The organism is Actinoplanes sp. NPDC049598, assembly GCF_040675435.1.
Classification (GTDB): Bacteria; Actinomycetota; Actinomycetes; order Mycobacteriales; family Micromonosporaceae; genus Actinoplanes.
Map to the genome: position 1 here is coordinate 24,069 of NZ_JBFAOX010000042.1, position 22,024 is coordinate 46,092.

21 protein-coding genes are annotated in these 22,024 nt (G+C 67.2%); 10 read left to right on the forward strand and 11 right to left on the reverse strand.

Translation table 11 applies throughout. The annotated features are described in order from the left end of the window. Positions 1-23: 23 nt before the first annotated feature. The gene (locus tag AB0J66_RS47090) at positions 24-1,568 is read right to left on the reverse strand and encodes an ATP-binding protein (RefSeq protein ID WP_364675278.1); all 1,545 of its coding nucleotides are present in this window, start codon (positions 1,566-1,568) and stop codon (positions 24-26) included. Positions 1,569-2,228: 660 nt separating this feature from the next. Here AB0J66_RS47090 and AB0J66_RS47095 point away from each other — a divergent pair. The 6 genes from AB0J66_RS47095 (at position 2,229) to AB0J66_RS47120 (ending at position 8,195) form a co-directional block, all read left to right on the forward strand. After that, complete coding sequence (locus tag AB0J66_RS47095) at positions 2,229-3,161, forward strand: hypothetical protein (protein ID WP_364675281.1); 933 nt, start codon at positions 2,229-2,231, stop codon at positions 3,159-3,161. 3 nt (positions 3,162-3,164) lie between these two features. Further along, on the forward strand, positions 3,165-3,734 hold the full coding sequence (locus AB0J66_RS47100; protein ID WP_364675284.1) for a hypothetical protein: 570 nt from the start codon (positions 3,165-3,167) through the stop codon (positions 3,732-3,734). Further along, positions 3,731-5,014: a ThiF family adenylyltransferase gene (locus AB0J66_RS47105; RefSeq protein WP_364675287.1), complete on the forward strand. Its 1,284-nt coding sequence runs from the start codon at positions 3,731-3,733 to the stop codon at positions 5,012-5,014. Before AB0J66_RS47100 ends, AB0J66_RS47105 begins: the two co-directional genes overlap by 4 nt. Beyond that, positions 5,011-5,523 carry a Mov34/MPN/PAD-1 family protein gene (locus AB0J66_RS47110; protein ID WP_364675289.1) on the forward strand — a complete coding sequence of 171 codons (513 nt, stop codon included), beginning with the start codon at positions 5,011-5,013 and terminating at the stop codon, positions 5,521-5,523. Before AB0J66_RS47105 ends, AB0J66_RS47110 begins: the two co-directional genes overlap by 4 nt. After that, positions 5,520-6,998, forward strand: a complete 1,479-nt coding sequence (locus AB0J66_RS47115; protein WP_364675292.1) for an SAVED domain-containing protein — start codon at positions 5,520-5,522, stop codon at positions 6,996-6,998. Before AB0J66_RS47110 ends, AB0J66_RS47115 begins: the two co-directional genes overlap by 4 nt. Before the next feature lie 204 nt (positions 6,999-7,202). Further along, positions 7,203-8,195 (forward strand): hypothetical protein, encoded by a 993-nt coding sequence (locus tag AB0J66_RS47120; protein WP_364675294.1) that lies wholly within the window; start codon positions 7,203-7,205, stop codon positions 8,193-8,195. Here the strand turns inward: AB0J66_RS47120 and AB0J66_RS47125 are convergent. After that, positions 8,192-8,437 carry a hypothetical protein gene (locus AB0J66_RS47125; RefSeq protein WP_364675296.1) on the reverse strand — a complete coding sequence of 82 codons (246 nt, stop codon included), beginning with the start codon at positions 8,435-8,437 and terminating at the stop codon, positions 8,192-8,194. The genes AB0J66_RS47120 and AB0J66_RS47125 overlap by 4 nt on opposite strands. 62 nt (positions 8,438-8,499) lie before the next feature. On the opposite strand from AB0J66_RS47125, the gene AB0J66_RS47130 reads away from it, so the two are divergent. Both AB0J66_RS47130 and AB0J66_RS47135 read left to right on the forward strand, forming a co-directional pair. Beyond that, on the forward strand, positions 8,500-8,802 hold the full coding sequence (locus AB0J66_RS47130) for a hypothetical protein (protein WP_364675299.1): 303 nt from the start codon (positions 8,500-8,502) through the stop codon (positions 8,800-8,802). Beyond that, positions 8,803-9,438, forward strand: a complete 636-nt coding sequence (locus AB0J66_RS47135; RefSeq protein WP_364675300.1) for a phosphotransferase — start codon at positions 8,803-8,805, stop codon at positions 9,436-9,438. It begins immediately after the preceding gene. 195 nt (positions 9,439-9,633) lie between these two features. Here the strand turns inward: AB0J66_RS47135 and AB0J66_RS47140 are convergent, their stop codons facing one another. Next, the gene (locus tag AB0J66_RS47140; RefSeq protein ID WP_364675303.1) at positions 9,634-10,533 is read right to left on the reverse strand and encodes a hypothetical protein; all 900 of its coding nucleotides are present in this window, start codon (positions 10,531-10,533) and stop codon (positions 9,634-9,636) included. A 389-nt stretch (positions 10,534-10,922) separates the two neighbouring features. On the opposite strand from AB0J66_RS47140, the gene AB0J66_RS47145 reads away from it, so the two are divergent. Together AB0J66_RS47145 and AB0J66_RS47150 are read left to right on the forward strand one after the other, a co-directional pair. After that, on the forward strand, positions 10,923-11,753 hold the full coding sequence (locus tag AB0J66_RS47145) for a hypothetical protein (protein WP_364675305.1): 831 nt from the start codon (positions 10,923-10,925) through the stop codon (positions 11,751-11,753). A 165-nt stretch (positions 11,754-11,918) separates the two neighbouring features. Next, positions 11,919-12,266, forward strand: coding sequence for a DUF296 domain-containing protein (locus tag AB0J66_RS47150; protein WP_364675308.1), 348 nt, complete (start codon positions 11,919-11,921; stop codon positions 12,264-12,266). Positions 12,267-12,319: 53 nt separating this feature from the next. Here AB0J66_RS47150 and AB0J66_RS47155 read toward each other — a convergent pair whose 3' ends face one another. The 8 genes from AB0J66_RS47155 to AB0J66_RS47190 form a co-directional block, all read right to left on the reverse strand. Then, positions 12,320-12,820, reverse strand: a complete 501-nt coding sequence (locus AB0J66_RS47155; protein ID WP_364675311.1) for a hypothetical protein — start codon at positions 12,818-12,820, stop codon at positions 12,320-12,322. Positions 12,821-13,652: 832 nt separating this feature from the next. After that, entirely contained in the window at positions 13,653-14,447 is a 795-nt protein-coding gene (gene istB, locus AB0J66_RS47160; RefSeq protein ID WP_364675313.1) for an IS21-like element helper ATPase IstB, read from the reverse strand. After that, positions 14,447-15,670 carry an IS21 family transposase gene (istA, locus tag AB0J66_RS47165; protein ID WP_364675358.1) on the reverse strand — a complete coding sequence of 408 codons (1,224 nt, stop codon included), beginning with the start codon at positions 15,668-15,670 and terminating at the stop codon, positions 14,447-14,449. The genes istB and istA overlap by 1 nt, the downstream gene beginning before the upstream one ends. Positions 15,671-16,177: 507 nt before the next feature. Beyond that, on the reverse strand, positions 16,178-17,182 hold the full coding sequence (locus tag AB0J66_RS47170; RefSeq protein ID WP_364675316.1) for a hypothetical protein: 1,005 nt from the start codon (positions 17,180-17,182) through the stop codon (positions 16,178-16,180). Between the two features lie 34 nt (positions 17,183-17,216). Beyond that, positions 17,217-17,501: a hypothetical protein gene (locus AB0J66_RS47175; protein WP_364675319.1), complete on the reverse strand. Its 285-nt coding sequence runs from the start codon at positions 17,499-17,501 to the stop codon at positions 17,217-17,219. A 320-nt stretch (positions 17,502-17,821) separates the two neighbouring features. Continuing rightward, positions 17,822-19,603 carry a hypothetical protein gene (locus tag AB0J66_RS47180; protein ID WP_364675320.1) on the reverse strand — a complete coding sequence of 594 codons (1,782 nt, stop codon included), beginning with the start codon at positions 19,601-19,603 and terminating at the stop codon, positions 17,822-17,824. A gap of 96 nt (positions 19,604-19,699) precedes the next feature. Next, positions 19,700-19,906 (reverse strand): hypothetical protein, encoded by a 207-nt coding sequence (locus AB0J66_RS47185; protein ID WP_364675322.1) that lies wholly within the window; start codon positions 19,904-19,906, stop codon positions 19,700-19,702. Positions 19,907-21,468: 1,562 nt separating this feature from the next. Next, a complete protein-coding gene (locus tag AB0J66_RS47190; RefSeq protein WP_364675325.1) occupies positions 21,469-21,669 on the reverse strand; it encodes a hypothetical protein in 201 nt (66 codons plus the stop codon). Positions 21,670-22,024 lie beyond the last annotated feature (355 nt).

Below are 22,024 nucleotides of genomic sequence, written 5' to 3' on the forward strand. Positions count from 1 at the left end.
GATCTTCGGACGGGTCGAGTCGTTCAGGCTAGGTCGCGCACGCCGAAGTCGAAGTGACCAAATCGGGCTCCCTCACTGCTTGCCATCTTCAGCACGTCGGCGAGGGCTTCTCGAAGGTCCTCGGGTGTGGTGTCCGGGAACACGCCATCGACGGCCGGATCATCGGTGAGCAGTCGACGGACCATCGGCTGGACACGATGCTCGTAGAGGGCCGCGAAACTGGTGTAGAAGTCGCGGGTGCCGTGCTTGCCGCCGTGTAGGAACGCGACGAGGCACCACAACAGATCGGCCTGGCAGAGCGAGTCCAGCAGCGTGTCGCCGCGTTGTGGTGTTTCGCCGACTGCGAACGCTCCGACCGGTGCGGCTACGTCGCGGCGGAGTGCCGGAACCCGGCTGATGATCTCGCGGGCTTGGGCGATCAGAACCCCGGGAATGGGATGCCCGTCGGCGTTGGTGGGGGCAGTGTTCCACCGGGAGTTCCATACCGTCGCGTGCCGGAGCCAGGAGGCCCGCTCGTACGCGCCAGGCTCTGTGCCGACCGGCCGCAGCGTGAGGGGCCGGACCGCCCACCACGCCTCGATGCGCGCGGCGAGCGCGATGGCCGCAAGTACGCGCGCCACGATGGTGAATTGGACGGTGGCGACTACATCGTTACGGGGCTGATCCACGACCAGCCCATGGACGTAGATCTCGTGCAGCGCACGGGTGAGACGCTCGGCAAGATTCCTGTCGTCGAGGACGATGCCGTAGGCGAGCGCAGAAACAGCCCGGTCCAGGAGATCTTGCAGCCGACCCGGTGCATCGTCGCCGGGGTCGTCGAGCAACGCACAACCATCCCGAGCAATGTCGAAGCCCAGCAGCCGAATCGGTGCCTGATCATGCCTGCGGGACAGTTCGACGATGGCGGTGTCGAAGTCGTCCTGGCCGAGGTGCCAGGTTAGTGCGGTGGCTGGACCGAGCGCGGCCTCCAGGCCGCGGTACTGCTGCCGGACTACTGCCACGATGTCATCGATTCGCGCACGTTCCTCGCGGCGAGCGACTTCGACGTACGGGCTCAGCAGCGACGGGAGATCGGCCGATCGCCAGCGGCGAGTGCTGGTTCCGTCACGGACGTACACGTCACCGGCCCGAAGTGCGGTCCTCTGGGTGCCGCCCGGCTCGGTGTAGGTGAAGTCCGACTTGACGATCGGGAACAGCCCGTCGGTCCGTCGTGCGAGGTAGATCAGCACGACCGGAATGGTGGCGACCTCGTGGACGGCGCTGCGCACGTCGATGCTGCCTTCGAGGTGCTTGGCGAGCATGTCGCGTAGCCGGCTGGAGTCGAAGTCCGCAGCGCGTAGACCGGTGGCGACCGGTTCGCCTCGGTCGTCGACTCCGACGACGAGGTACCCACCGTGCGGACGGCTGAGCATGGCCGCGCAGTCCTTGACGAAGTCGAACCGCGACTTGCCGGCCGTCCCGAGGTCGTACTTCTGCTTGTAGTCCAGCGACGGCAACTCGGTCTGCAGGCCCAGCAGGTAATGCAAACGCTCGTCGTCAACAGCGCCGTCATTCGGCACGGAATCCATCAGGCGGACGTTCCCATCTTGATCTGCGATGTGCTGCGCGGTTCTCCAAGACGAGGGCCCGCCCGGTGCTCGCTGTCGTTGATTGGTTGCCTCGAAACCGTAGGCGGGGCTGGTACGTCGGCTCAACTTGGTTATAGCGAGGCACGGCAGCGTTACTCGAACGGGTGTCCGACACGGTGGTGAAGTAGACCGCCCGGCGCTGCGCCGCTACGGTCGGGCGTCGTGACGGCCCCCATTCAGCCGGTTGACGTGCTTCTCCTGCTCGGTGATGGCGATCGTGTCCTGCTTCGTCTTCGGCAGGGGACCGGATACGTCGACGGTCAGTGGGCGGATGGCACTCCGCTGCGCCTCAGTGGCTGGCTGTAATGGCGACGTCGGCGCGCTGAGGGCGTCGGCGGGCTTGGAGTGAGAGCGTGCGGGCACTCCGAGCGGCGCGAGCCGAGCCCAATGTTCGCCGGTGAGAGCGTTATCCCGGACTGAATGTCGTACCCCAGCGGTACGGTCGGCACCTTCGGTGGGAAGTCGGGAATGGACGGCCCGCCGGCAAGGTTGGTGACCGTGGGTTACCTGGGTGCCAGGCGGGAGTCTATCGATTTGATGTTTTGACCGTATTGGGGAGAGATGGGCGTAGACGAGGCGTTCGACGAGTTCCAGAAGACCGTGGACGCCGAGCGGATGCAGGTCGTGCTGGCACGCGCTCGGCGTGACATGTTCAAGGAGGCGTTCGCGGCCGAGAGCGACGTCGTGGAGGTGTTCGGGTCGGGCTCGCTGCGTCGCAGCACCCAACTCAAACCGATCCACGACGTGGACTTGGTGATCGTGTACGAGGCCGCCGACCATCCCGACTGGGGGAAAACGGGCGACTCCGCCGAGGAGGCGCTGGACTACACCCGTGGCCGGGTGAACACGCTGCTGGGGATCACCCACGGCACTGTCCACCAGTTGGTCCGGCTGGCTCGCTGGCGCAACCACGCGGTGAAGTGCTTCATCGACGACCCGGACGACCCGGAGGCGTTCACGGTCGACGCGATGCCGGCGCTCCGGCAGGCGGACGACACGCTACTGATCCCGGAGGCGCTGTCGGGCACGTGGGTGACCGCCGACCCGGAGGATTTGATCCGACGCGTGGAAGAGCACCAGAAGGACTGGGCGTACTTCCGGCCGATCGTGCGCGTGCTCAAGGAGTGGCGGCGGTCGGTGAAGGTGGACGGAAAGATCAAGTCGCTGGTGATGGAGGTCCTCGCGCTCGAATGCCTGCCCCGCTCCGGTAACCGGGCGGACGCGCTGAAGACGTTCTTCACGGCTGCCGCAGTCCGGGTGAATACGCCGATCGAGGACCCTGCAGGCCACTGCGGCGTGGTTCAACCGGATCTGGACACGGTCGGCCTGCGGACCGCCCTGGAGGAAGCGTCGGAGATCGCCGCGCGGGCGTGCGCTCATGCGGCAGCCGGTGACACGGACGACGCGTTGCGGGCCTGGCAGGAGATCTTCGGCGAGGATTTCCCGGCACCGGAGAAGAAGAAGGTCAGCCCGGCGGTGACCGCCCCGGCGTTCATTCGGCCCCGGCCGATCAAGGACGCCCCGCAGGGCTGAACGATGACTTTCGACGACGGTGGCGCGGTGTCCTGGTGGCAGTGTGAGCCGCGCCGGCTGGCCCTAGACCGGGCCGAGATCAGCGAACGGTTTCCCGGCTTGAAGTGGGTTGATCTTGCTGCGGGCGGATGGGTTGGGCGGCTGCCGAGGTGGCCGTTCGACCGGCCGGAGCCTGCCGGTCTGCGTGCGCTGATCGGCGAGGAGGGGGTCGACGTCACGCTCGTGTACAAGCATGCCTACCCGATGGTCGCGCCGCTGATCTATCCGACGGACCCGGAGCCCGGAATCGTCGAGCGGACGGATCACAAGTGGCACGTCAACGGTGACGGCAGCCTGTGCCTGCTGCAGGACGATGCGACCTGGAACGGCCGTGTCTCGGTGACCGACCTGCTGCTGAAGGCGGCTGCCTGGCGAGTGGAGTACGCGCTGATGAAGGCTGGAGTGATCGAGGCGATGACCCTGCGCGGCATCGTAGACGACGAACAGTCTGATCACCTGGTGGCCGTGGCTGCGGACAGCACCGGTGGTTCCAGCAGCCAACCCGCAAACCTGGACGGGAGCGGCACCGCGTGACCCGGCTCCTGGTCATCGTCCCGAGCGAGGGTGCCGAACTGTTGAAGGCCGCGGGCAGCCACGGCAGCGCGACCTTCAAGGTCTCCGACCCCCAGAACGCTGGCTTCCTGTGCGCCATCTCGGTGAGGGAAGGATCGACCTCTCCGGTGCGGCTGACGCCGCGTACCCACTTCCTCAATTACGGGGATACCCGCCCGAGCGGGTTCTGGTACCGGGTGACAACCGAGCTGCACGTCGCGTGGGAGTACGCACGACGCCGGAGCGCTGCGTTGCCGGTGTCCGTGTTCGCCGAACTGGTGCCGTCGGGGTTCAAGCAGCCGGGCAGCAGAGACTACATCGCGCTGACCTATGCGCCCGACGTCGAAACCGATCATCCGGGGTTCGGGATTGCCGAGTTCGCGGCGTGGCACGTGACCTCCGGCGGCGTCAAGCCCCTTGACGTGGCGTGTGAACCGTGGGTCGTCGGTAACGCGCAACTCGCGCCGCAATGGCCGGTGGAGGCGCTGGCAGCGGCGACGGTGACCGTTGTCGGAGCCGGCAGCATCGGCGGCGCTACGGTGCACGCCCTCGCCGAGTACGGTGTCGGCCGGCTGTTGCTCATCGACCCGGACCGCCTGCTGTGGCACAACCTCGTGCGGCACGTCAGCGGCCCGGCACAGGTCGGCAAGTTAAAGGTCTTCGCCCTCCGCGACGACCTCGAACAACTACGGCCCGGCACGACGATCGAGCCGCACGCCATCGACGTGATCCGTGACGCCGACAAGGCTCGCCCTCTGCTGGCTCGCAGCAATCTGGTCGTGTGCACCGCAGACGGAGTCGCCCCGCGCCGGGTCGTCAGCCACCTGGCCCGCCGCGCCGGGCTGGATGCCGTGCTCGCCTGCGTGCTGGAAGACGGCGGCATCGGTGAGGTCCTGCGGCTACGGCCGTGGCCGGACCGGGGGTGCCTGGTCTGCCAACGCCAGGCGCTCACCGACGCCGGAGCGATCGACCCCGAACCCGCCCTGGATGCCGGCTACGGCACCGGCACCCGCCACCGGCCCATGACCGCCGTCGGCTCGGACCTGCACCTGGTTGGGCGACTCGCCGCGAAGGCCGCCGTTGCCACGCTCCTCGAACGTGCTGGTCACCCGGACCAGCGGCTGCCCGGCGATCACGCCTTGCTCGCGCTGAGGCCGCAGCCAGGCTGGCCGGCACCGTTCGATCTGTCACGCGCTGGAGAACTGCGGTGGCTGGACGGTTACCCGCCTATCCCTGGCTGCCCCACCTGCGAGGAACCGTGACGGCCGGTCCTCCGATCCGACAGGTTCACCTCACGCCCGCCGCCCACGCGGTCATCGGCAGGGAGTGCCGCAGGTCCGAGGACGGTGACGAGACCGGCGGCATCCTGCTTGGTCACGTGCACGACGCCGTTGCGGAAATCCGGGTCGCCGGCGACCCCGGCCCGGGGGCCGTGCGGCAGCCCGACTTCTTCCTTCGGGATCTCGGGCACGCCCAGCAGCTCGCTCACGACGCCTTCACCCGCGACGGCAGCATCTGGATCGGGGAATGGCACACCCACCTCGCCGCAGCCCCGGTCCCCAGCGAACGCGATCTCGCCACGTACGCGCGGTTGCTCGCCGACCCCGAACTCGGCTTCGAGGCCATTGTCTCGATCATCGCCGTCGCAAACCCCCAATGGGATCGGCCAGCGGCGTACGCCTGGACCTGCTTCGGCAACCAGGCGGCCGCCGTCCCCCTGGCCCTGTCCACCGACGACCACTGCATGACCGCACCGGAGGAACTTCGATGACCGCGCCTCGTCCCGCTGCTGGCCCGCTGTCTCGGGTCGGGGCCTTGCAATCCGGGTTTCACTACCAGAACCTCATCGCCTGGACGGCGGCCATGCGCGTCATCCAGCCCGGCAGCCCGTACAACCAACTGGAGATTGAAGTCAACGACGCCGGCAACGTGGACGACGTCATCCTGCGCGCCATCGCCGACCGGCACCGGTATGCGCAGGTGAAGTGGGCGGCCAAGACCGCCGACCTCATCAACGACGCCTACCTGACCGTCCCGCCGAGCAAGACGGGCAAGGCGCTGCTGACCAAGTTCCACGCCAGTTGGAAACTGCTGCGCCGCAGGGACGATGCCCCGCCGATCATGGAACTGACCACCAACCGGGCGCTCGACCCTGGTGACCCGCTGCTGAGCCTCGTCGACGGGCGCACCGACTGCCTCAACCCGTTAGCCCGCCTTGCCGACCCCAGCTCTGAAGCGGGCCGGCGCATCGACGACTGGGCGAAACTTCTGAAGTGCGACCGCGACGAGGTCCTCGCCATGCTCGACGCCCTCTTCTTCAAGGTCGGCCTGACCGTGAGCAGCGAGGAGGACCGGGCACGGACTCTCATGCTCGCCAACGGCCTGCTCTGCGACAAGGACGCCCTTGACCGCGGTGTCGGCCTCGTTGCCGAATGGGTACGCGAAGGCAGGAGAGTCCTCAGCCCCGAGGACATCCGCACGGAGGTGGAGCGAGTGAACCTGCACGCCGACGATCCCCGCGGCGTACTCCTCGTACAGGCGATCAAACATGACCCGCACCCGGAGGACGCCACTGTCGACCTCGACTGGGTCGACCTGTACGAGGGCGACTCACCACCCCTGCGACGCCGCCCCCGTGACCCGGCGGACTGGGCCACCATGAGCAACGACATCGACCAAGCCGTCGAGACCATCGCTCTGCTGGGCCACAAGGACATCGTGCTGCGCGGCTTCATGCGCCAGGCGACCTTCTTCACCGTCGGGGCCCGCTTCGCCCAGGTCAGCGGCACCACGATCACCTACCTGCAGAACGGTGACGCCTGGGCCTCGAACGCGAAGCACGTCGCAGTCCCCGCGCCCACCGGCGTCATCACCACCATCGGCTCGGGCAACGAACTGGCCGTAGCCATCGGTATGAGCATCGACCCGACCACCGCGGTGGCCCGCTACATCACCGATGCGAACCTCCCAGTCGGCAGAATCCTCACGCTCCTGCCCGCGGACGGTGCCCACGACCAATCCGTCGCCGGCTCCGGCGAGGCCGTTGCCTACGCCCAAGCCTTGCGAAACGCTATCCGGCAGGAACTCGAACGCGACCCCGCTACCCGAGTGCATCTCTTCCTCGCCGGACCGGGCGGACTGGCGCTGCTGCTCGGACACCGCTGGAATAGGGTCGCACCCACAGCCGTCTATGAAGATCTCGGCACCGGCCGCGGCTACGTCCAGGCGTTCACCGTCGACGCCTGAGCACAGAGGGCATCACTACCTCAACCGCCCAGGTGATGCGGCTGGGCGAACTTGGCGGCTCGGCTGTCCACAACTGTGAACAGCCGGCCCTGGTGCAGCTCCGTACCGGCTGGAGCGACGCTCGTTCGGAATCCCTGATGCGCTAGTGGCACCAGAGCGGGCACCATGATCCGGGTCTAGTGCCGTGTTCGAGATGAGGCCGTTGTGACCCACAGCGATCCTGCCGCACAGTTTCTTGCCCGCGCGGGCCGGTACTGCGTGGAACAGGCTGATGAGTTGCAGAGCCTGCTTAGCGCGGTGCTGGAGTCGGCTGCGCCGCCGGGTGCCCCGGCCAGCCAAGACTACCGGGCGTTGCTGACCGCGACGCGCAGCGGAGACCGGCACACCCTGGGAAGCCGAGCGGTGGTGTCCAGTCTAAATCTGGCGGTGTCGGTCGCCGATCACGTGCGGTGGCTTGGAGCGTTGCTGGCACGACCGCACGACGCGGTGCCGCTATTTGCGCACGCAAGCCTGGCTCGCTCGGCGGTGGAGGCCGCAGCCCTTGTGGTGCACCTGTTCGCTGACGGGCAACCGTATGACATTCGGCTTGGACGGGGCGTAGCGTTCCTGCTCGCCGACGCCGATGCTGCGGCCAGCGGTGCCGCTGGAATTCCCGGCAACCCCTACATGCCGGCTCCCGGGCCGGGCGTTCAGGCAGACCGAGACCGACTGCTGGCTCTGGTCCGACAGGCGAGGATCGAGACAGTCCCGAACCGGACCGGCAACCGGATTAAGGGGATTCGGGTGCGACCTGGTGGTCCTGAGTTTCCGCTGGTCACCAGGTCCTCGGACCTGGTTGAGGAAGCCTTCCCGGACATGCCGAAGGTGTATGCGCTGCTGTCGGCGACCGTGCACGGGATGCCGTGGGGTCTGGCCGGCAGCGCACGAGTCGGGCAACAGGAGATCGCGTTCGAGCCCGACCCGGTAAACGTCGCAGGTTCCGTACTTCCCGCGCTTGCGGCTGCTGCACGTACCGGCCGGACGGTGGCTCGGTATCGCGGGTTGGAGGAGACGCCCGCGCTTGCAGGACTGCTGCGTCGGCATCAGGCGTTCGACGAGGCGATGCAACGATTCGGCCGTGCGCACGGGGTTCTCGCAAAGGCCCGCCCAACCATCGCGCGCTTCCTGGTTACGCCAGGATCGTCCGGCGGCGCTTAGGCCAGCGGGCCGGCCTTTCTCCAGGTGACCACTTCCTTCGCGACGCTGGACAACGGGAGGTCCCAACCCTGCGGTCTGAAGCGTTCGGTGTGGTCGGTGAGCCAGGCCGCAGCCTCCGGCTTCAACCGCAGCCGACCGACCTCAAGGTCGACCACATCGGCGGGCCCGCGATCCAACTCGTCGTGCGCGGGCGTCTGGACGGTCGGGTTCTCGGTTGGATCAGCGGTCACGGACGGGGACATCGCCGCCAATTGTTGCCACGCCCAGTCGCGGCGGTGGGGCGCTAATCGCGATGATGCATCGTGTGACATCAGCGACCGGACGGCGCATGCGATGGGGCGACCTTCCCAACTGTGTTCGCGCGGGCGTCCAGGAGATCCTCGGCGCGCCGGTGATCGCCGCGGAGTCTCAGCCGGGCGGCTTCTCCAACGGCACGGCCGACCGGGTGTACACGACTGTGGGGAGCACGGCGTTCGTCAAGGCGATCAGCATGTCGATGAATGCCGGCGCTGCCGGACTGCACCGACAGGAGGCGACGGTCGCCGCCGCGCTTCCAGACGACGTCCCGGTACCCCGGCTCTACGGCGTGTGCGACGACGGTGAGTGAGTGGTGCTCGTTCTCGAGTACGTCGCCGGCCGTAACCCGCACGTCCCATGGCAGCCAGAGGACCTCGCGGCTGTCCTAGACGCTTTGGACGGTCTGGCCATCCGGCTGCCCCCGTCACCGATCGCCGACATGCCGTCCGCCGAGGAAGCACTCGCCGATCCATTTTCTGGCTGGCACCGGATCGCCAAATCACCGCCCAGCGACCTCGACGATTGGACGGTCCAGCACCTGCCGATGCTACGCCGACTCGCTGACGACGCGCTCCTCGCGGTCAACGGCGACACACTCGTGCACTACGACATCCGCGCGGACAACATCCTGCTCCGCCCGGACGGCCGCGTGGTCATCATCGACTGGCCGTGGGCCTGCCGCGGGGCCGCCTGGATCGACACGCTCATGTTGCTCACCAGCGTGGCTGCCGACAGCGGCCATGACCTGGATGCGCTGCTCGGCCGCGGAGCAACCGCCCAGGCCGACCCAGCAGCCCTGACCGCGGTGGTCGCCGCCCAAGCCGGCTTCACTCTCGACGCCAGTCGCCAGCCTCCGCCTCCCGGCATGGGCCAACTCCGGCCCCACCAGCGCGCCAAAGCCGAAGCCCTTCTGCGCTGGCTTCGTCGCTACCTACCGATCGGTTGAGTGCGCAATGCGTCCCGGTGTGCGAGCGGTACCGGGTGGGCCCGTGATCCTGGAAGCGAATCACGGGCCGCAGCACAGAGCAGCCGACCTGACCACTGGCACTCGCATCGGTACCGGCGGGACTCTCATCGAGACCATGCCGCCCTCTGCCGCTGGACGGACGGCGAGTCCGAAGCGGCGGCCATGAGACCTAGATCAATCGAGATGTCGGTTTTGGATGCGAAGAGTGTCGTTGCCAAGCGTGATCGTGAAGTGGCGGGAGCCCGGAGTGACGGTCGCGTCCGGCAGGCCGAAGCGCGGGTCGGAGAGCATCGCCGCCACGTCGGCGGCGTAGGGGTAACCGCACCACTCCATCAGCCAATGGCGTCCTCCGGGCATCAGGCGGCGATTTGATCCGTGGCAATCACACGGCCTCCCCTCGCGCTGAAGGGGGTCGTTCCACCAATTGCCCATCGCCCACTGCCGGTGAGGGTCACGGGCGCGCATGCGCACCACGAGCGCGTTGACGATCGTGGCGATGCCGTCCGGGGGTGTGAGGAGATTCATGGACCGGTCGTGCTCTTCGGTTGTTACCGGGATGTCGCTGGTCCACCAAGGGTAGCCGGAGGGGCGGCGTGTTCCATTGGACTGCCGACTCTCGAAGCGGGTACGCCTCTGCTGGGTGACGATCATGCGGGCACCGGTCGGCAGGTGCACCAGGTGGTAGTCCGGTCCGTCGGAGCGGCGAGCGCCGGTGATCTGGTCCAGCCGGAGCCCGGGGATAGAGGAAGAAGGGCCGGGACGTCTGGCCTGCCCGACGGGGACGAGATAGCCGGCCATGTTGGCTGGGGCGTCAGTGATGACGACCAGATTGTCGTACCGCGGGGACATCAGCAACGTGTAGTTCGTCAGGACGTGCACCATCGACGGGTACGGCAGCGCGCTCTTGTCACCGCCGTTGAACAGGTGTAGCCCGAGCAGCGTGCGGAGGCTTCGTTGGGCCGGAGTGCACTCGTCGAGGCCGAGTCCACTTCTGTGGACGCCTTGACGTGCCGTTACCAGGTCTTCCCCGGTGTGTTCGGCGCGAACGCGCGTCAGTAGTCCCCGGTGGGGCATGGCGTGACCTCTCGACCGCCCGGTCGGCGCTGTCACACGATGAGCCATCGAATTCATGAATGATCGCGGTGAATAGGCGCGCCACACCTTCGAGCACGTCGCAGTGGGTACCGGGCCCGGGGCGGCATGCATGCGGCCCTCCACCAGGGCCGACCTGCGGCTCGGGGAATCTAGCACGCGACGCGCGTCGGACCCGGGACCTAGATCGGCTCAGGTCGTGTCGGTTCAGCCGTTCGAGTGAAGGCAAAGAACGACCAACGGCTCGACTTGATCATCCATGTGAACCGTCCGGCCATGCGATGCGTGGGCGATCCGCAGATAGAGACTGGTGGACGGTACGCTCGCCGGTCATGGATGGTCGCTGGCAAGACCCCCAGTGCCCTTGGTGGGTGAAGTTGCGGCACGCCGCAACTCACCTCGGCCTCCTTCGGGTGTCTGTTGAGGCGTACGGCCAGGCGCAGCCGTGGCGGGTTGAGACGGAGCCTGGCCGACAACCGGGAGAGGTCGCCTACCGGCTACGGATCGATCAGCCGATTCCCGCGGAGATTGCGGTGGTTGCCGGCGATGTCGTGCATGCCCTACGGTCGGCGCTCGATACGGTCGTTTATGACCTAGCCCGCAGGCACACGGGAACCCTTACCCGGCGGCAGGAGACGAAGCCGGCGTTCGGTAGCCGCATCGATGAGCAAGCGTTTGAGGAGCTGGAAGCGAAACTGCGCGGGCTGTGCGGTGATAGAGGCGTCGCCGCGGTCAGAGCAGTGCAGCCGTTTTCGTTCGCAGCGGAGGCCAGCAGGCTAGGCGTCGAGATGAATTACGACTCTGCCGGCGAACCGTCCTTCGACGTCCCGTCGAGGCTCAACGTTCTTTGGAATATCGACAAGCATCGGCGGCTATTGCGGCTGGGATGGTATCCGGACCTGCTCTACTGGCAGAACGAAGAATCGAAGTTCGAGCCCGCCCGGGTCCGGCCCGGGGAGTTCATCGACGGCTGCCTTCTCGGCTACTTCCAGGCCGCTGCCAACCACCCGGGCGACACCCCGACGTTCCAGTTTCGGCTGCACCTCAGTGACGACCCGGTTCCCGAACCAGAAGACATCTGCGAGGCTCTGACCTCCTGGCACCAGACGCTCGGCACCTGGGTCGTCCCGCGAATGTTCCTTACCGCCAGCAGCGACGATCCGCCACCGATGCTGATTGCTGGCGACTGGCCATACCGCTGACCCGCTCGGGTGCGTGGCTGCCGGTCATCAGGAGATCCACCTTGCAGGCCGCTGACTACGCCGAGGTCACCTGGTGACCGACAACCACCCGAGGTCTGCACCCGTCCGGTGCTCCCGCGACGGCGGACCAGGCGAGGGACCGCAGACTACTCACGCTCACCGGAGATGGCTACCTTGACCACGCACCTGATCACCATCAGCAGAGGTGAGGAAGTCTTCGCGACCGTTCAGGCCGGCGTGGACCGGCTCGGCATCACGAACGCCGGCATGACGCTGATCGGGGCCGTCCAGACCGCCACGGTCAGTGTCATGCACAAGGATGACCCGCTGGTCGACCGGCTCCGGCACTACGGCCAGCCGCTGGAACTGTCCGGCACCGGTGAGGTCGCAGACGGCAAGGTTCACCTGCACGTCACCCTGTACGGGGAGGGCCTCACCGTCGGCGGACACCTTCACGACGCGACCGTCCAAGACTTCTTCGTCCGGGCCTACATCAGCCCGGTCTCGGGATAGCCACAAGCGAGGGGTTCCGCACCCGGACAGGTGCGGGACCTTGTTCTCGGTGGTCAGGCAGCATCGTTGAGGGGTATGCCCACGAAAGCGCTGGCCGACTCTGCCTGGATCAGTGCGGGCACAGGGACGGCCTGATCGATGACGATCATGGGTGCCGGCCAGGCCGCGGTGGGCGGGGACTTGCGGCGGTTCAGGTAGACGGTGCGCGCTTCGGGGTCGTTGCCGTAGAGGGCCGCGCCGCGTTCGAGGAGCTGCTCGACGGCGGAGCGGGTGATGCCGCACGGCTTGCCCAGGGACTCGGGGCTGCTAGTTCCGGCTCCTTCGCGGAAGGCGTGGTAGCGCTCGCGGGACAGGCGGCTGACGATCGGATCGACTTGTGCCCAACGGCCGTTCTCGAATCGCCGGAGTGCCGAGAGTTGGCGGACGAGGTAGGTCAGTACCTGTCGGCGGTCCTGGCCGCGAAGTTCGTCGTCGGTGGCGACGGTGACGAGCCGCGCGAGCAGGGTGTCGATCTCGCCGATCGCGTCGAGGGCAGTCTCGGACAGGTTGGTCATGCGGCTGGTGCGGGCGGCGGTGTCGCTTATCGGGGATGCTCCTAAATGGGGTACTGGTGGCCCGGCGGCCGCTTCACTCTGTCTGTATCGGCGCTGGGGGCGGGTGTCCTTGACGGTGCATGGCCCAGTTCACTACCGCGTGCCGGCTCTCGTCGGCCGAGGGACCGGCGAGACCCTGAAGGTCAGTTGCTGATCCGCGGTCGGTAGACGTTCACGGAGGCACGGCTGGTGCAGGTGGCTTCCCCGGACCGCCAGGCCGTCCCGGTCGAGGTGGTCAGATCACGGTCGCCGGGTTGAACCGGATCACCCTCACGGCGGGAACCTGGAAGTCGGCGGTGTAGTCCTGGCTCCGGGCCACCTGCCACGGCGGGCCCTCCACCCCTCACACTTTGTTAACGGGCAACGGTGAATCCGACCCTTAGCCCCGACAGCGAACTCTCTCTATATCTATTCGTTCGGCCATCTCGACCGTGCCGACCGGCTTGCCGCACGCACGCATCCGGTCGCGGCGGGTGGGTGCGAGGGGCGGAGCCCCGCAGGGCATTTCTTAGTCCGTCCCCACCCAAGGGACCTCACCGTGAGCAGCGACCATTTTCGATTAGGCCCCCTCATCGCAGCCCCGGCTCTCCGCCCACCCGACGCCGTCGCCTGCAGCCCTCACCTGCAAATTTTCGCCGCCACGAAACTCTCCGCGATCGCCTGTCGAACCGAAACGTCACAGAGCCACATCCGGACCACCGGGGATGCCACGCCCATGATCGTGTCAACGGCGGCCGAATCTGGACCCCTCCTGGGCGGTTGAAAACGAACCCCCCTTGGGTTGGTTGATCTTCTAGTCGTTGGTCTTTGTGGCCGCGGGGACGCGGCCGAGGTCGCGGTCTTTGAGCCGGTAGCTGTCTCCCTTCATGGAGATCACGTCGGCGTGGTGGACGAGCCGGTCGATCATGGCTGCGGCGACGACGTCGTCACCGAAGACTTCACCCCAGCGGCCGAAGGGCTTGTTGCTGGTGACGATCAGGCTGGCGCGTTCGTAGCGGGATGAGACCAGTTGGAAGAACAGGTTCGCGGCTTCGGCTTCGAACGGGATGTAGCCGACCTCGTCGATGATCAGCAGCGGGATCCGGCCGAGTTTGACCAGCTCGGCTTGCAGGGTGCCGGCTTGGTGAGCGTCGGCCAGCCGGGCGACCCATTGGGCGGCGGTTGCGAACGCGACCCGGTGCCCGGCCTGGCAGGCCCGGATGCCCAGGCCGATGGACAGGTGTGTTTTCCCGGTGCCGGGTGGGCCGAGGAACACCACGTTTTCTTTGCCGGTGACGAAGTCGAGGGTGCCCAGATGCGCGATCTGGTCGCGTTTCAGGGAGCGTTGGTGGTCGTAGTCGAACTCCTCCAGACTCTTGCGGGCCGGGAAGCGGGCGGCCCGGATCCGGCCCTCGCCGCCGTGTGATTCGCGGGCGGCGACCTCTCGTTGCAGGCAGGCGGCCAGGAACTCTTCATGCGTCCAGGACTCGGCCCGGGCCCGTTCGGCGAGACGTTCGACCGAGTTCGCCAAAGAGGGGGCTTTCAACGCCCGCGTCAGGAATGCGATCTCCGCAGTCACGTCGCGGCTGGTGGTGGCTTTGGCGGGCATCAGGCCACCTCGCTGTCGAGTCCGAACATCCGGTCGTAGTCAGCCAGGTCGTGTTCGACCTCGGTGCGGATCGGGGTGGCCTTGGCAAGGCGGTGCGCCGCCCGCAACAGCGTGGCGGCGTCGCGGTGCATCGGATCGGTGATGCTTTGATGCGCCGCCCAGCAACGGGCATGGGCGGCAACGCTGCGGCCGTCGCAAGTCACCTCGACCCGGCCGGTGTCGGCCTGGATGTCGACGCGGCGGCCGACCGCCGAGGGGTGCACCGAGTAATCGTTGGCGTCGACGCGGACGTAATGATCGCGGGCCAGGCGGGTCGACAGCCGCCAGCCGACCACCGGCGTGACCGGCGGCAACGAAACCATGGCGGCTCGGTCCGCGTCGACACGATCGGCCGGGCGGGCCTGCAACCGGCGATGCATCCGGTTGTTCGCCAGGACCAGCCACTGCTCGAGCTGAACGTTGAAATCGGCCGGCGAGGCGAACCGGCGACCGGGTATGAACGACGTCTCCAGATAGCCGTTGGCCCGCTCGACCAAGCCCTTGGCCTCAGGATCGGCCGGGCGGCACTGGATCACCCGGATGCCAAGGCTGCCGCGGAACGCGTTCATCGTCTCGGTCAGCTGCGGCTTCCCGGCCCGCCACTGCCCGACCGCGGACTCGTTGTCCCAGACCAGCGCCTTCGGCGCTGCCCCGAGCCGCGACAGCAGCGTCCAGTGCCCGTCAAGCAGATCCGGGGCCTGCCGGGTCGGGATCATCGTCGCCGACAGCCACCGCGAATAGCCGCAAACCATCACCAGCACCGGCGGCCGGCCCACCTGACCGAACCCCAACGGGACATCGGCCGGCGGGAACCACAAGTCGCACTGCGCGAGCTCACCCGGCAGATACTCGGTGCGCTGCGCCGGATCCGGCGCCACAAACAACGGCCGCAACGCCCGGACCCGGTCCTTGAACACCGTCATCGACCGCCGCCAGCCGACCCGCTCCGCGATCACCGTCGTCGGCATCGACGGCCACTCGGCCAGCAACGCCCGGATCTGAGGCTCGACCGCATCCACGATCGACGGCTTCGCCGGCCGCGAATACGCCGGCGGCGTATCCGCCGCCAACGCCCGCCGCACCGTGTTCCGCCCGACCCCAAGCTTGCGGACAATCGCCTTGATCGGCATCCCTTCCGCCCGATGAAGCCGACGGATCTCCGCCCAGTCCTCCACGCTCAACACCCTCCCGATCATGGAAGGGGGGTCCAGGTTCAACCGCCGCCTGGGGGTCAGTTTTCACGCGCCGCCGACAGATCGCGGAGCGGTCTGGCCACCGTTCAGGCGACGGAGTCGGCTGACCCATCCTGTCGGGGACGACGCAGCGACCGCCCCGGACCGTCAGGGGCATTCCTGGTTGGCCGGCAAGCCTGGGGTCTACCGTGGTTACGCCAGCCTTAAAGACATGCTCACGCGTTACTGCGCGCTGCATCGCAGCATCCGGTATGCGTGGACTGTCCGAACCGTCCAGCGGTTCGGGTTCCGGGCTGGCAGGGGCGGAGAACCGCCAGCGACTGCGGCACGAGGCTCTATGCCTGAGCGAGGGTGTGCGGAGCCCCGCGGTCTGACTACCCGGAGAAACAGTGAACCCCCGAACCGTCAGGTCCGGGGGTTCACTGTGCAAGCGCTGATCACCTCAACGTCTCACGTCCCACCACCATTATCGGCGGTAGGTCCGACAGCCTGTACTGGTCAGGCCGCGATCTTTTCGCGGGTCTTCAACCAGCGGCCGACGGCGTTGCCGATGGCCTTGTCGGGCCTCGTGTACGCGGCGAGCCGGTCGTCCTCGGCGAGCAGGTCCCGCCAGTCGGCCGGCGACGCGATCCGCGGCGGCGTCTGGGCGGCCCACCGTTCGCAGATGTCGCGAATGATGCTGGCCCGGCCGACAGGCTCCAGGGTCACGGCCGGGGCCGCGGTCGCGTTGGCCTGCTCGGGGTCGGTGGCCTGGGTCACCGGCTCGGGGTCATGGGCCGTTGGCTGAGGGTCGTGGACCATCGGGTCGCCGGCCTGGGTCACCGGGTCGTTATCGGCCGGCAGCGATGGAACGGCGTAGATCGCCGGGCGGGGCGTCGGCAGCCCCGCGGTCACGGGCGGCTCCGACTCGGGGTCGCGTTCCACCGGCGCTTGGAATGTCGGGGCGGGGTTTTCCATCGACGACCCTTGCAGCCCATGGCTCACCGGGGTCGCCTGGGCCGCCTCAAGAAACGCCGGGGTCGCCTCATGGGTCACGCCCACCGAGGCCGAGGCCGGGGTCGCGGTGGGCGGCTGGCCCACCACCGTCAAAGCCGCGACCTGCTCCGACCGGTTCAGCGTCCGATCCAAGATCCAGAAGAACACGTGCACGGTGACAGCGAGCACACACGGCGTGAGAGCGTGCCAGGCCCGGCCGAGCATCGTCGTGTCCGCAGCGACCGCGTTCGCGAAGGCGCTGAGGATCGTGCCGGTGTAGATGATCGCCCACGGCCACCGGTGCTGGCGGCCCGGAGCGATGTGCGGAGCGGCGGCCAGCGCCACCGTCGCCAGGATCATCAGCCCGTCGAGCATGACGAACAAAACCCACGCGGGGCGGATGTTGATCTGCTCGGCGTACCGGGTCAAGCCGATCCACGAGGCAGACCCGGTAGCAGCGGCAACAGCAAGGGAAAGGGTGGCGGCCAGCCCGATGATGAGGACCTGACCGCGAGTCATATGGGACATGAGGGTGGGGCTCCTTGCAGGGTGGTGCGGCTGCTCAGGCCGCGAGGTCAGAGGCGGCGGGAAGGTGGTCGTCCCGCAGCCACGCACCGGCGGCCTGCTCGTGCAGGTTCAGGGCGATGGGGCTCTCGGGGTCACCTCCGAACTCGACAACCAGGTCGTGGACGATCTCGACGATCGCGTCGTGCGGGGTCAGGCCGAGGCGGACCAGCAGATCAACCTCGGTGGCCAGCCGGGTGGCCATGTCCGTCGCGGCCGAGGCCGCGGGGGTCGACAGGGTCCCGTCCAAGGTGGCGGTGATCAACTGCGACACGCTGCTCATCGGAAACTCCCTCACTCAGCCACACCACGTGGCGTCCTGAGTGGGGTATCGGCGTGTGGCACACCCCGGCTTGCTGGGTTCTCCAGGTACTCCTGGCTGCCCGATCGGCCAACCCACCGATCGATCGACTGGCCCTGATGCATCCATGCGACAGCGGCACCCCGCTGGAAACCCCACCGCTACACCATGTTTAGTCACACTTTTCTCCGACGGAGCGACATCAGGGGGAATAACTGCTCTGACCTGCGGAAACGCGGGTTCGCTGGCTAGCCCAAACGCGGTCTGACCCCTGTTGGTCGGATCAGGCATAAAATGTCTAGTCAAATCAGCCAGTCCGAGACGATCGGGAGCCCGCCAGCATCAGGGGTTGCGGGTCGTTGTGCATCAGGGGTCGACCGGTGTTCCCGGGTCGACTGAGCGGATGACCCAGGCGTTCCATCGACGTTCCTTAAGGCCCACACCGGGGCATGGGTCTCAAGGGTCATCAATTGAACACCTATGGGTCGGACGTGCTGAGCCAGTTCGTGGTCGAGGGCGTTGAGCAGGCTGGCGACCGCGGTGTCCACGTCGAGGCGGAAGCACTGGGTCAGCATCGCCGTGGCGACGCTGGCCCACCGGGTCCGGTGCTCGGCGGGCAGAACATCGTCGCCTTCGGCGAGCCGGATCGCTACGGCGTCGATCTCCTCGTCGGTCGCGGTGTACGGCACGCCGGTGGCGCGGGCGGCGATCTCGATCGTCAGGCGGGCGGACTTGCGGGCGGTGTCGTCGATCTCACCGCCGGCCGGGGTGGTGAGCGCCGTGGTGACTTCGGTGATGCCGGCCTGGGTCGGGTTCACGTCGTCGCCGGCCTCGCTGATGAGGGCGAGGGCCTGAGCCCGGTGAGGTTCGATGACGGGCTCGTCCCAGTCGGGTTCGTCGCCCCAAGCGGCCTCGGTGTCCCAGCCGGGTTCCTCGGTCGGCCAGGGGGCATCGTCGTACGTGTCGGCGGTGGCCGGGATGGCTTCCTCGGCGACCGGCTCGGCCACGGGCTCGTTGATGACCGGCTCAGCGGCCGGCTCAGGGGCGCTGACGGCCTGCTCGGCGACGGGCTCGGGCTCAACGGGAGCGGGAGGGGCCGTTTCCGGGCAGGGAAGGGCCTCTGGCGGCTCTCCGAACAGGTTGGTGGCCTCCGCAGCCTTGCGGGCCGCGTGACGCTCCTGGTTGGCCTTCTGAGCCTTGCGGATGTTCTCGGTACTCTTCGACCGGTTCCGCTCCTCGTAGGGCAGGCCCTGCGACTTCTTCCACCACGCCTTGGCCTTGTAGATGTGGTGCATCTTCGATTCCTGGATCGGCCGCCACTTGGCGATCAGGGCCTCGACCGAGGTGTCGGCCTCGTCGATGCGGGACTCGACGTACTCGGTCATCTCCTCCCAGAGGGCTTCCTCGATCTCTTCGGGCATGCACGCGTGGTTGTCTTCGTAGTATTCGTCCTTTTTCTGTTGCACCTTCTTGATGACGGCGATCTTGCCGAACTGCTCCTTGAGCAGCGGCCGGGCACGGTCCCACATCTCGTCGAGGGTCCAGTTCTCGCGGAGGGCCTCGTCGTCGGACTTCGGCATCGGGACCTCGACGCTGACGTTGACGATCGGCACGCCCCACACCCAGGACCGGTTGCCCCATTCCTTGGTCTCGGCGTGCTGCCGGTTGCCGCCGTCGACGGCGTAGGCGAGAGCGGGCACGGAACCACGCTTCTGCGGGCCGGGGAGCCCCATCAGCGAGCGGGCCCACCGCGACGCGAAGTTCTTCCACTCCTTGCGGCTGCCGAGCGGGTTCACGCGGGCACCGATCGCGGTGTAGGAGATCCAGCCGCCGCCGGTGGAGCCCTTGGCCTTGTGGATCTGGTAGTCGAGGCCGAGGCCGACGCCGTTCTCGATGACCTCGTCGTTGAGATACTTGTCGCGGGCCTTCTTGCGGAGTTTCGGGTCCTCGATGGCGTCGATCTCGGCGGGGTAGGAGACCGGGTCACGCAGTGCAACCTGGCTGCAGATGATGCCGAGGACCATCTTCGCGGTCGGGCTCGCGATGGCCTTGCGGTTGCGGTTCTCTTCGATCAGCGATGCCATGATGTGTGCCTTTCAGGGGGGACGAGGAGCGTCTTGCCCTGGTGGTGTCGGCGCACGGTGCAGGGGTGCTGTACCCCTGCGGCGTCATACTGTCTGTCAAATCTGGGCTGGCTGAGTAGCCGACGCAGCCACATCCGAACGGTCAGCAGCGGCTTCGAGTGTCTCAGCCAGGGCGAGCAGTTCCTCGCGGACGCCGGCCCGCTGAGCGGCGGCACCCTCCGCCACCCGCACACACGCCGGATCAGTCTCGAACGCGGACAGGACCTGCCACGTGAGCACGTTGACGTTCAACTCGGAAGCCATGCGGCGAACCCCCGCCGCCACGCGGTACGCAGCGGCACGGCTGATCGGCGGGCCCAGGCAAGCAGGTCGTTGAGAGTGGCACGGCGAACAGGCAGGGAGGTCATGCAGGTGGTATCGGCATCCGCATCGGTCGCCTAGGGCACTAAACCCTGAGTGGCGTTAACCGCGCCGCGAAGGCCGCAGCCGGGCCCACAACTCGCTCGTCGTCCAAAGCGCCTTAGATCTCCCTGGCCACGACGTGTCGTGACCTGCCTGATCAACGAAGAAGGATCGAGGCGGAGCCGGCGGTGCGACAGCGCCGGGATTCTGTCCCATCTCCTCTCCCACCTGTCACCCCAACATCAAATCCAACTACTTCGGGATGGAATCTTCCATGTCCCCGGCTAGGAGATCTTCCATGTCCCCGGGGATGGAATCCTCCATGTCCCCGGCCAGGGAATCTTCCATGTCCGGCCCGGAATCTTCCCTACGAGATGGTCCGCCGGGAAACCTCACCGACGGCTCAGTGAGTTGTGCGTAAGCCGGTCATTCGGTGGCGGGTTCGCGGGGTCTCGCGGGTGTAGGCGGTGCTGTTCCGCGGGCTCGCTTCGGTAGATCGCTGCGGGCGTGGCCTGCCTGATCCGGTGACATTGGTCCGGGCGCGATTACGGACGGCGGTGAAGTGGCCAGGCGGGCTGCCTCGGCAAATCTGTTGAGCCCGTTGGTAGGAGACGCCGAGGGCCTCGCCGATCTCAGCGAACGAGCGGCCCTCGTCGCGGGGACGGATTGCGGCTGCCTGCCGAACCTTCCGTAGGCGGAAGTTCGCCGGGCTGATCAGCCGCAGCACATCATTGGCGAGACGCGCCCTGCTCGACCTGGTCACCTGCGGCAGCCTGCTATGCCGCGATCGCCTCGGCGAGCAACCTGGCCTGGTCGGCTGGTTTCGGATTGCGCGCTGCGGCCACTACGGCATCCCTAACAGTTGAGGGGTCAGCACGGGACCGTGCTGACCCCTCAACCTAGAAATAAGGCGGATTGTCCCAATCCGCACCGCCGCCTCGCTCTTCGGCCGCGCAACAGGCCAACGGTGATTTTCCTCGGCCCGGCCGCTACAGATGGTTAGGGGTGACAACCCAGCGAGCGGCAGAGCCGGTGGGGCGCGCGCTCGCTTCCCCGCCGGTTGGCCGTCGTCGCTGCCGGGTTATCCGACGACGGCGGCATCCATCGTTACCCGGTCTGGCGGGGAGTCCGCTACGGCCGTTTCCCTGGCGGGCATCAGGATCGCAGCCGCTTCCCGGCCGAGGTGTTCGATGCGGCAGACCAGGGTCTCCAGGAGTTGCTGGTGGCGGGTAGGGTTCTGCTGGTAGATCGGGAACCAGTGATGTGTTGCGTCCGGGGGCGTTATCCCGCCGTCGAGGCGATCGACGCCGACCTGCCGGTATATCGTCTGGTACTCGTGCCGTAGAGCCCATGGGATGTCACGTACGGCGGCTGACATCCATCCCTGCCGCCCAGCCTCCATGGCCGCAGGCACATGGGCCATCACGTCATTGATCTTGTAATGATCCAGCCAAGCAAGAAGGTCAGACGGATCGACCCTCGATGCCTTCGACGGTCTTCATGATGAGTGGTTTTCGCTTCTCGGTCAGGCGCTGGCCGGTGACAAGCAGAGTCTTGTTGCACGTCAGACAGGCAGTCTCCTGGCGCTGCTTGCGCATGCCGAGGCCGAGGCGCGATCTTTCGACATGCCGGGCGTCTTCGCCGTCCCACAGATCGCCGAACACCCGATGGGGAATTTGTTACACCCGACCTGGCAGCAAATCTGCGCTGCCTACGACCAGTACGCCGGCCGGACCTCCATCGCTGCTAGCGACACCGCCATCGCAGACGCCGGGCAAGAAGCAGTCCTCAGGCTCTGGCGACGATTCGGCTTCTGAGCCATAAGTCACCCAGCGGATGGGCGTACTCCGCGCGATCAACCCGATGAGCACTCGGAGCAGTTGTGGGCCGTCGCTCGCCCGGCCGCGCTCCCACGTTGTTGGGCGCGTCGAGGCAGGTCCTACCTGCAACCCGGCGAACCGATTTGCCGGGTAGTAGGTGCTCTGGGCAGCGGAAATATGCCGTTGCCCGATCTGGGTG

Excerpts from the sequence above, each read along its gene's own strand:
- AB0J66_RS47090 (WP_364675278.1), bottom strand. The coding sequence starts at position 1,568 with ATGGATTCCGTGCCGAATGACGGCGCTGTTGACGACGAGCGTTTGCAT.
- AB0J66_RS47100 (WP_364675284.1), top strand. The coding sequence starts at position 3,165 with ATGACTTTCGACGACGGTGGCGCGGTGTCCTGGTGGCAGTGTGAGCCG.
- AB0J66_RS47115 (WP_364675292.1), top strand. The coding sequence starts at position 5,520 with ATGACCGCGCCTCGTCCCGCTGCTGGCCCGCTGTCTCGGGTCGGGGCC.
- AB0J66_RS47125 (WP_364675296.1), bottom strand. The coding sequence starts at position 8,437 with ATGTCCCCGTCCGTGACCGCTGATCCAACCGAGAACCCGACCGTCCAG.
- AB0J66_RS47140 (WP_364675303.1), bottom strand. The coding sequence starts at position 10,533 with ATGCCCCACCGGGGACTACTGACGCGCGTTCGCGCCGAACACACCGGG.
- AB0J66_RS47150 (WP_364675308.1), top strand. The coding sequence starts at position 11,919 with ATGGCTACCTTGACCACGCACCTGATCACCATCAGCAGAGGTGAGGAA.
- AB0J66_RS47155 (WP_364675311.1), bottom strand. The coding sequence starts at position 12,820 with ATGACCAACCTGTCCGAGACTGCCCTCGACGCGATCGGCGAGATCGAC.
- istB (WP_364675313.1), bottom strand. The coding sequence starts at position 14,447 with ATGCCCGCCAAAGCCACCACCAGCCGCGACGTGACTGCGGAGATCGCA.
- AB0J66_RS47170 (WP_364675316.1), bottom strand. The coding sequence starts at position 17,182 with ATGTCCCATATGACTCGCGGTCAGGTCCTCATCATCGGGCTGGCCGCC.
- AB0J66_RS47175 (WP_364675319.1), bottom strand. The coding sequence starts at position 17,501 with ATGAGCAGCGTGTCGCAGTTGATCACCGCCACCTTGGACGGGACCCTG.
- AB0J66_RS47180 (WP_364675320.1), bottom strand. The coding sequence starts at position 19,603 with ATGGCATCGCTGATCGAAGAGAACCGCAACCGCAAGGCCATCGCGAGC.
- AB0J66_RS47185 (WP_364675322.1), bottom strand. The coding sequence starts at position 19,906 with ATGGCTTCCGAGTTGAACGTCAACGTGCTCACGTGGCAGGTCCTGTCC.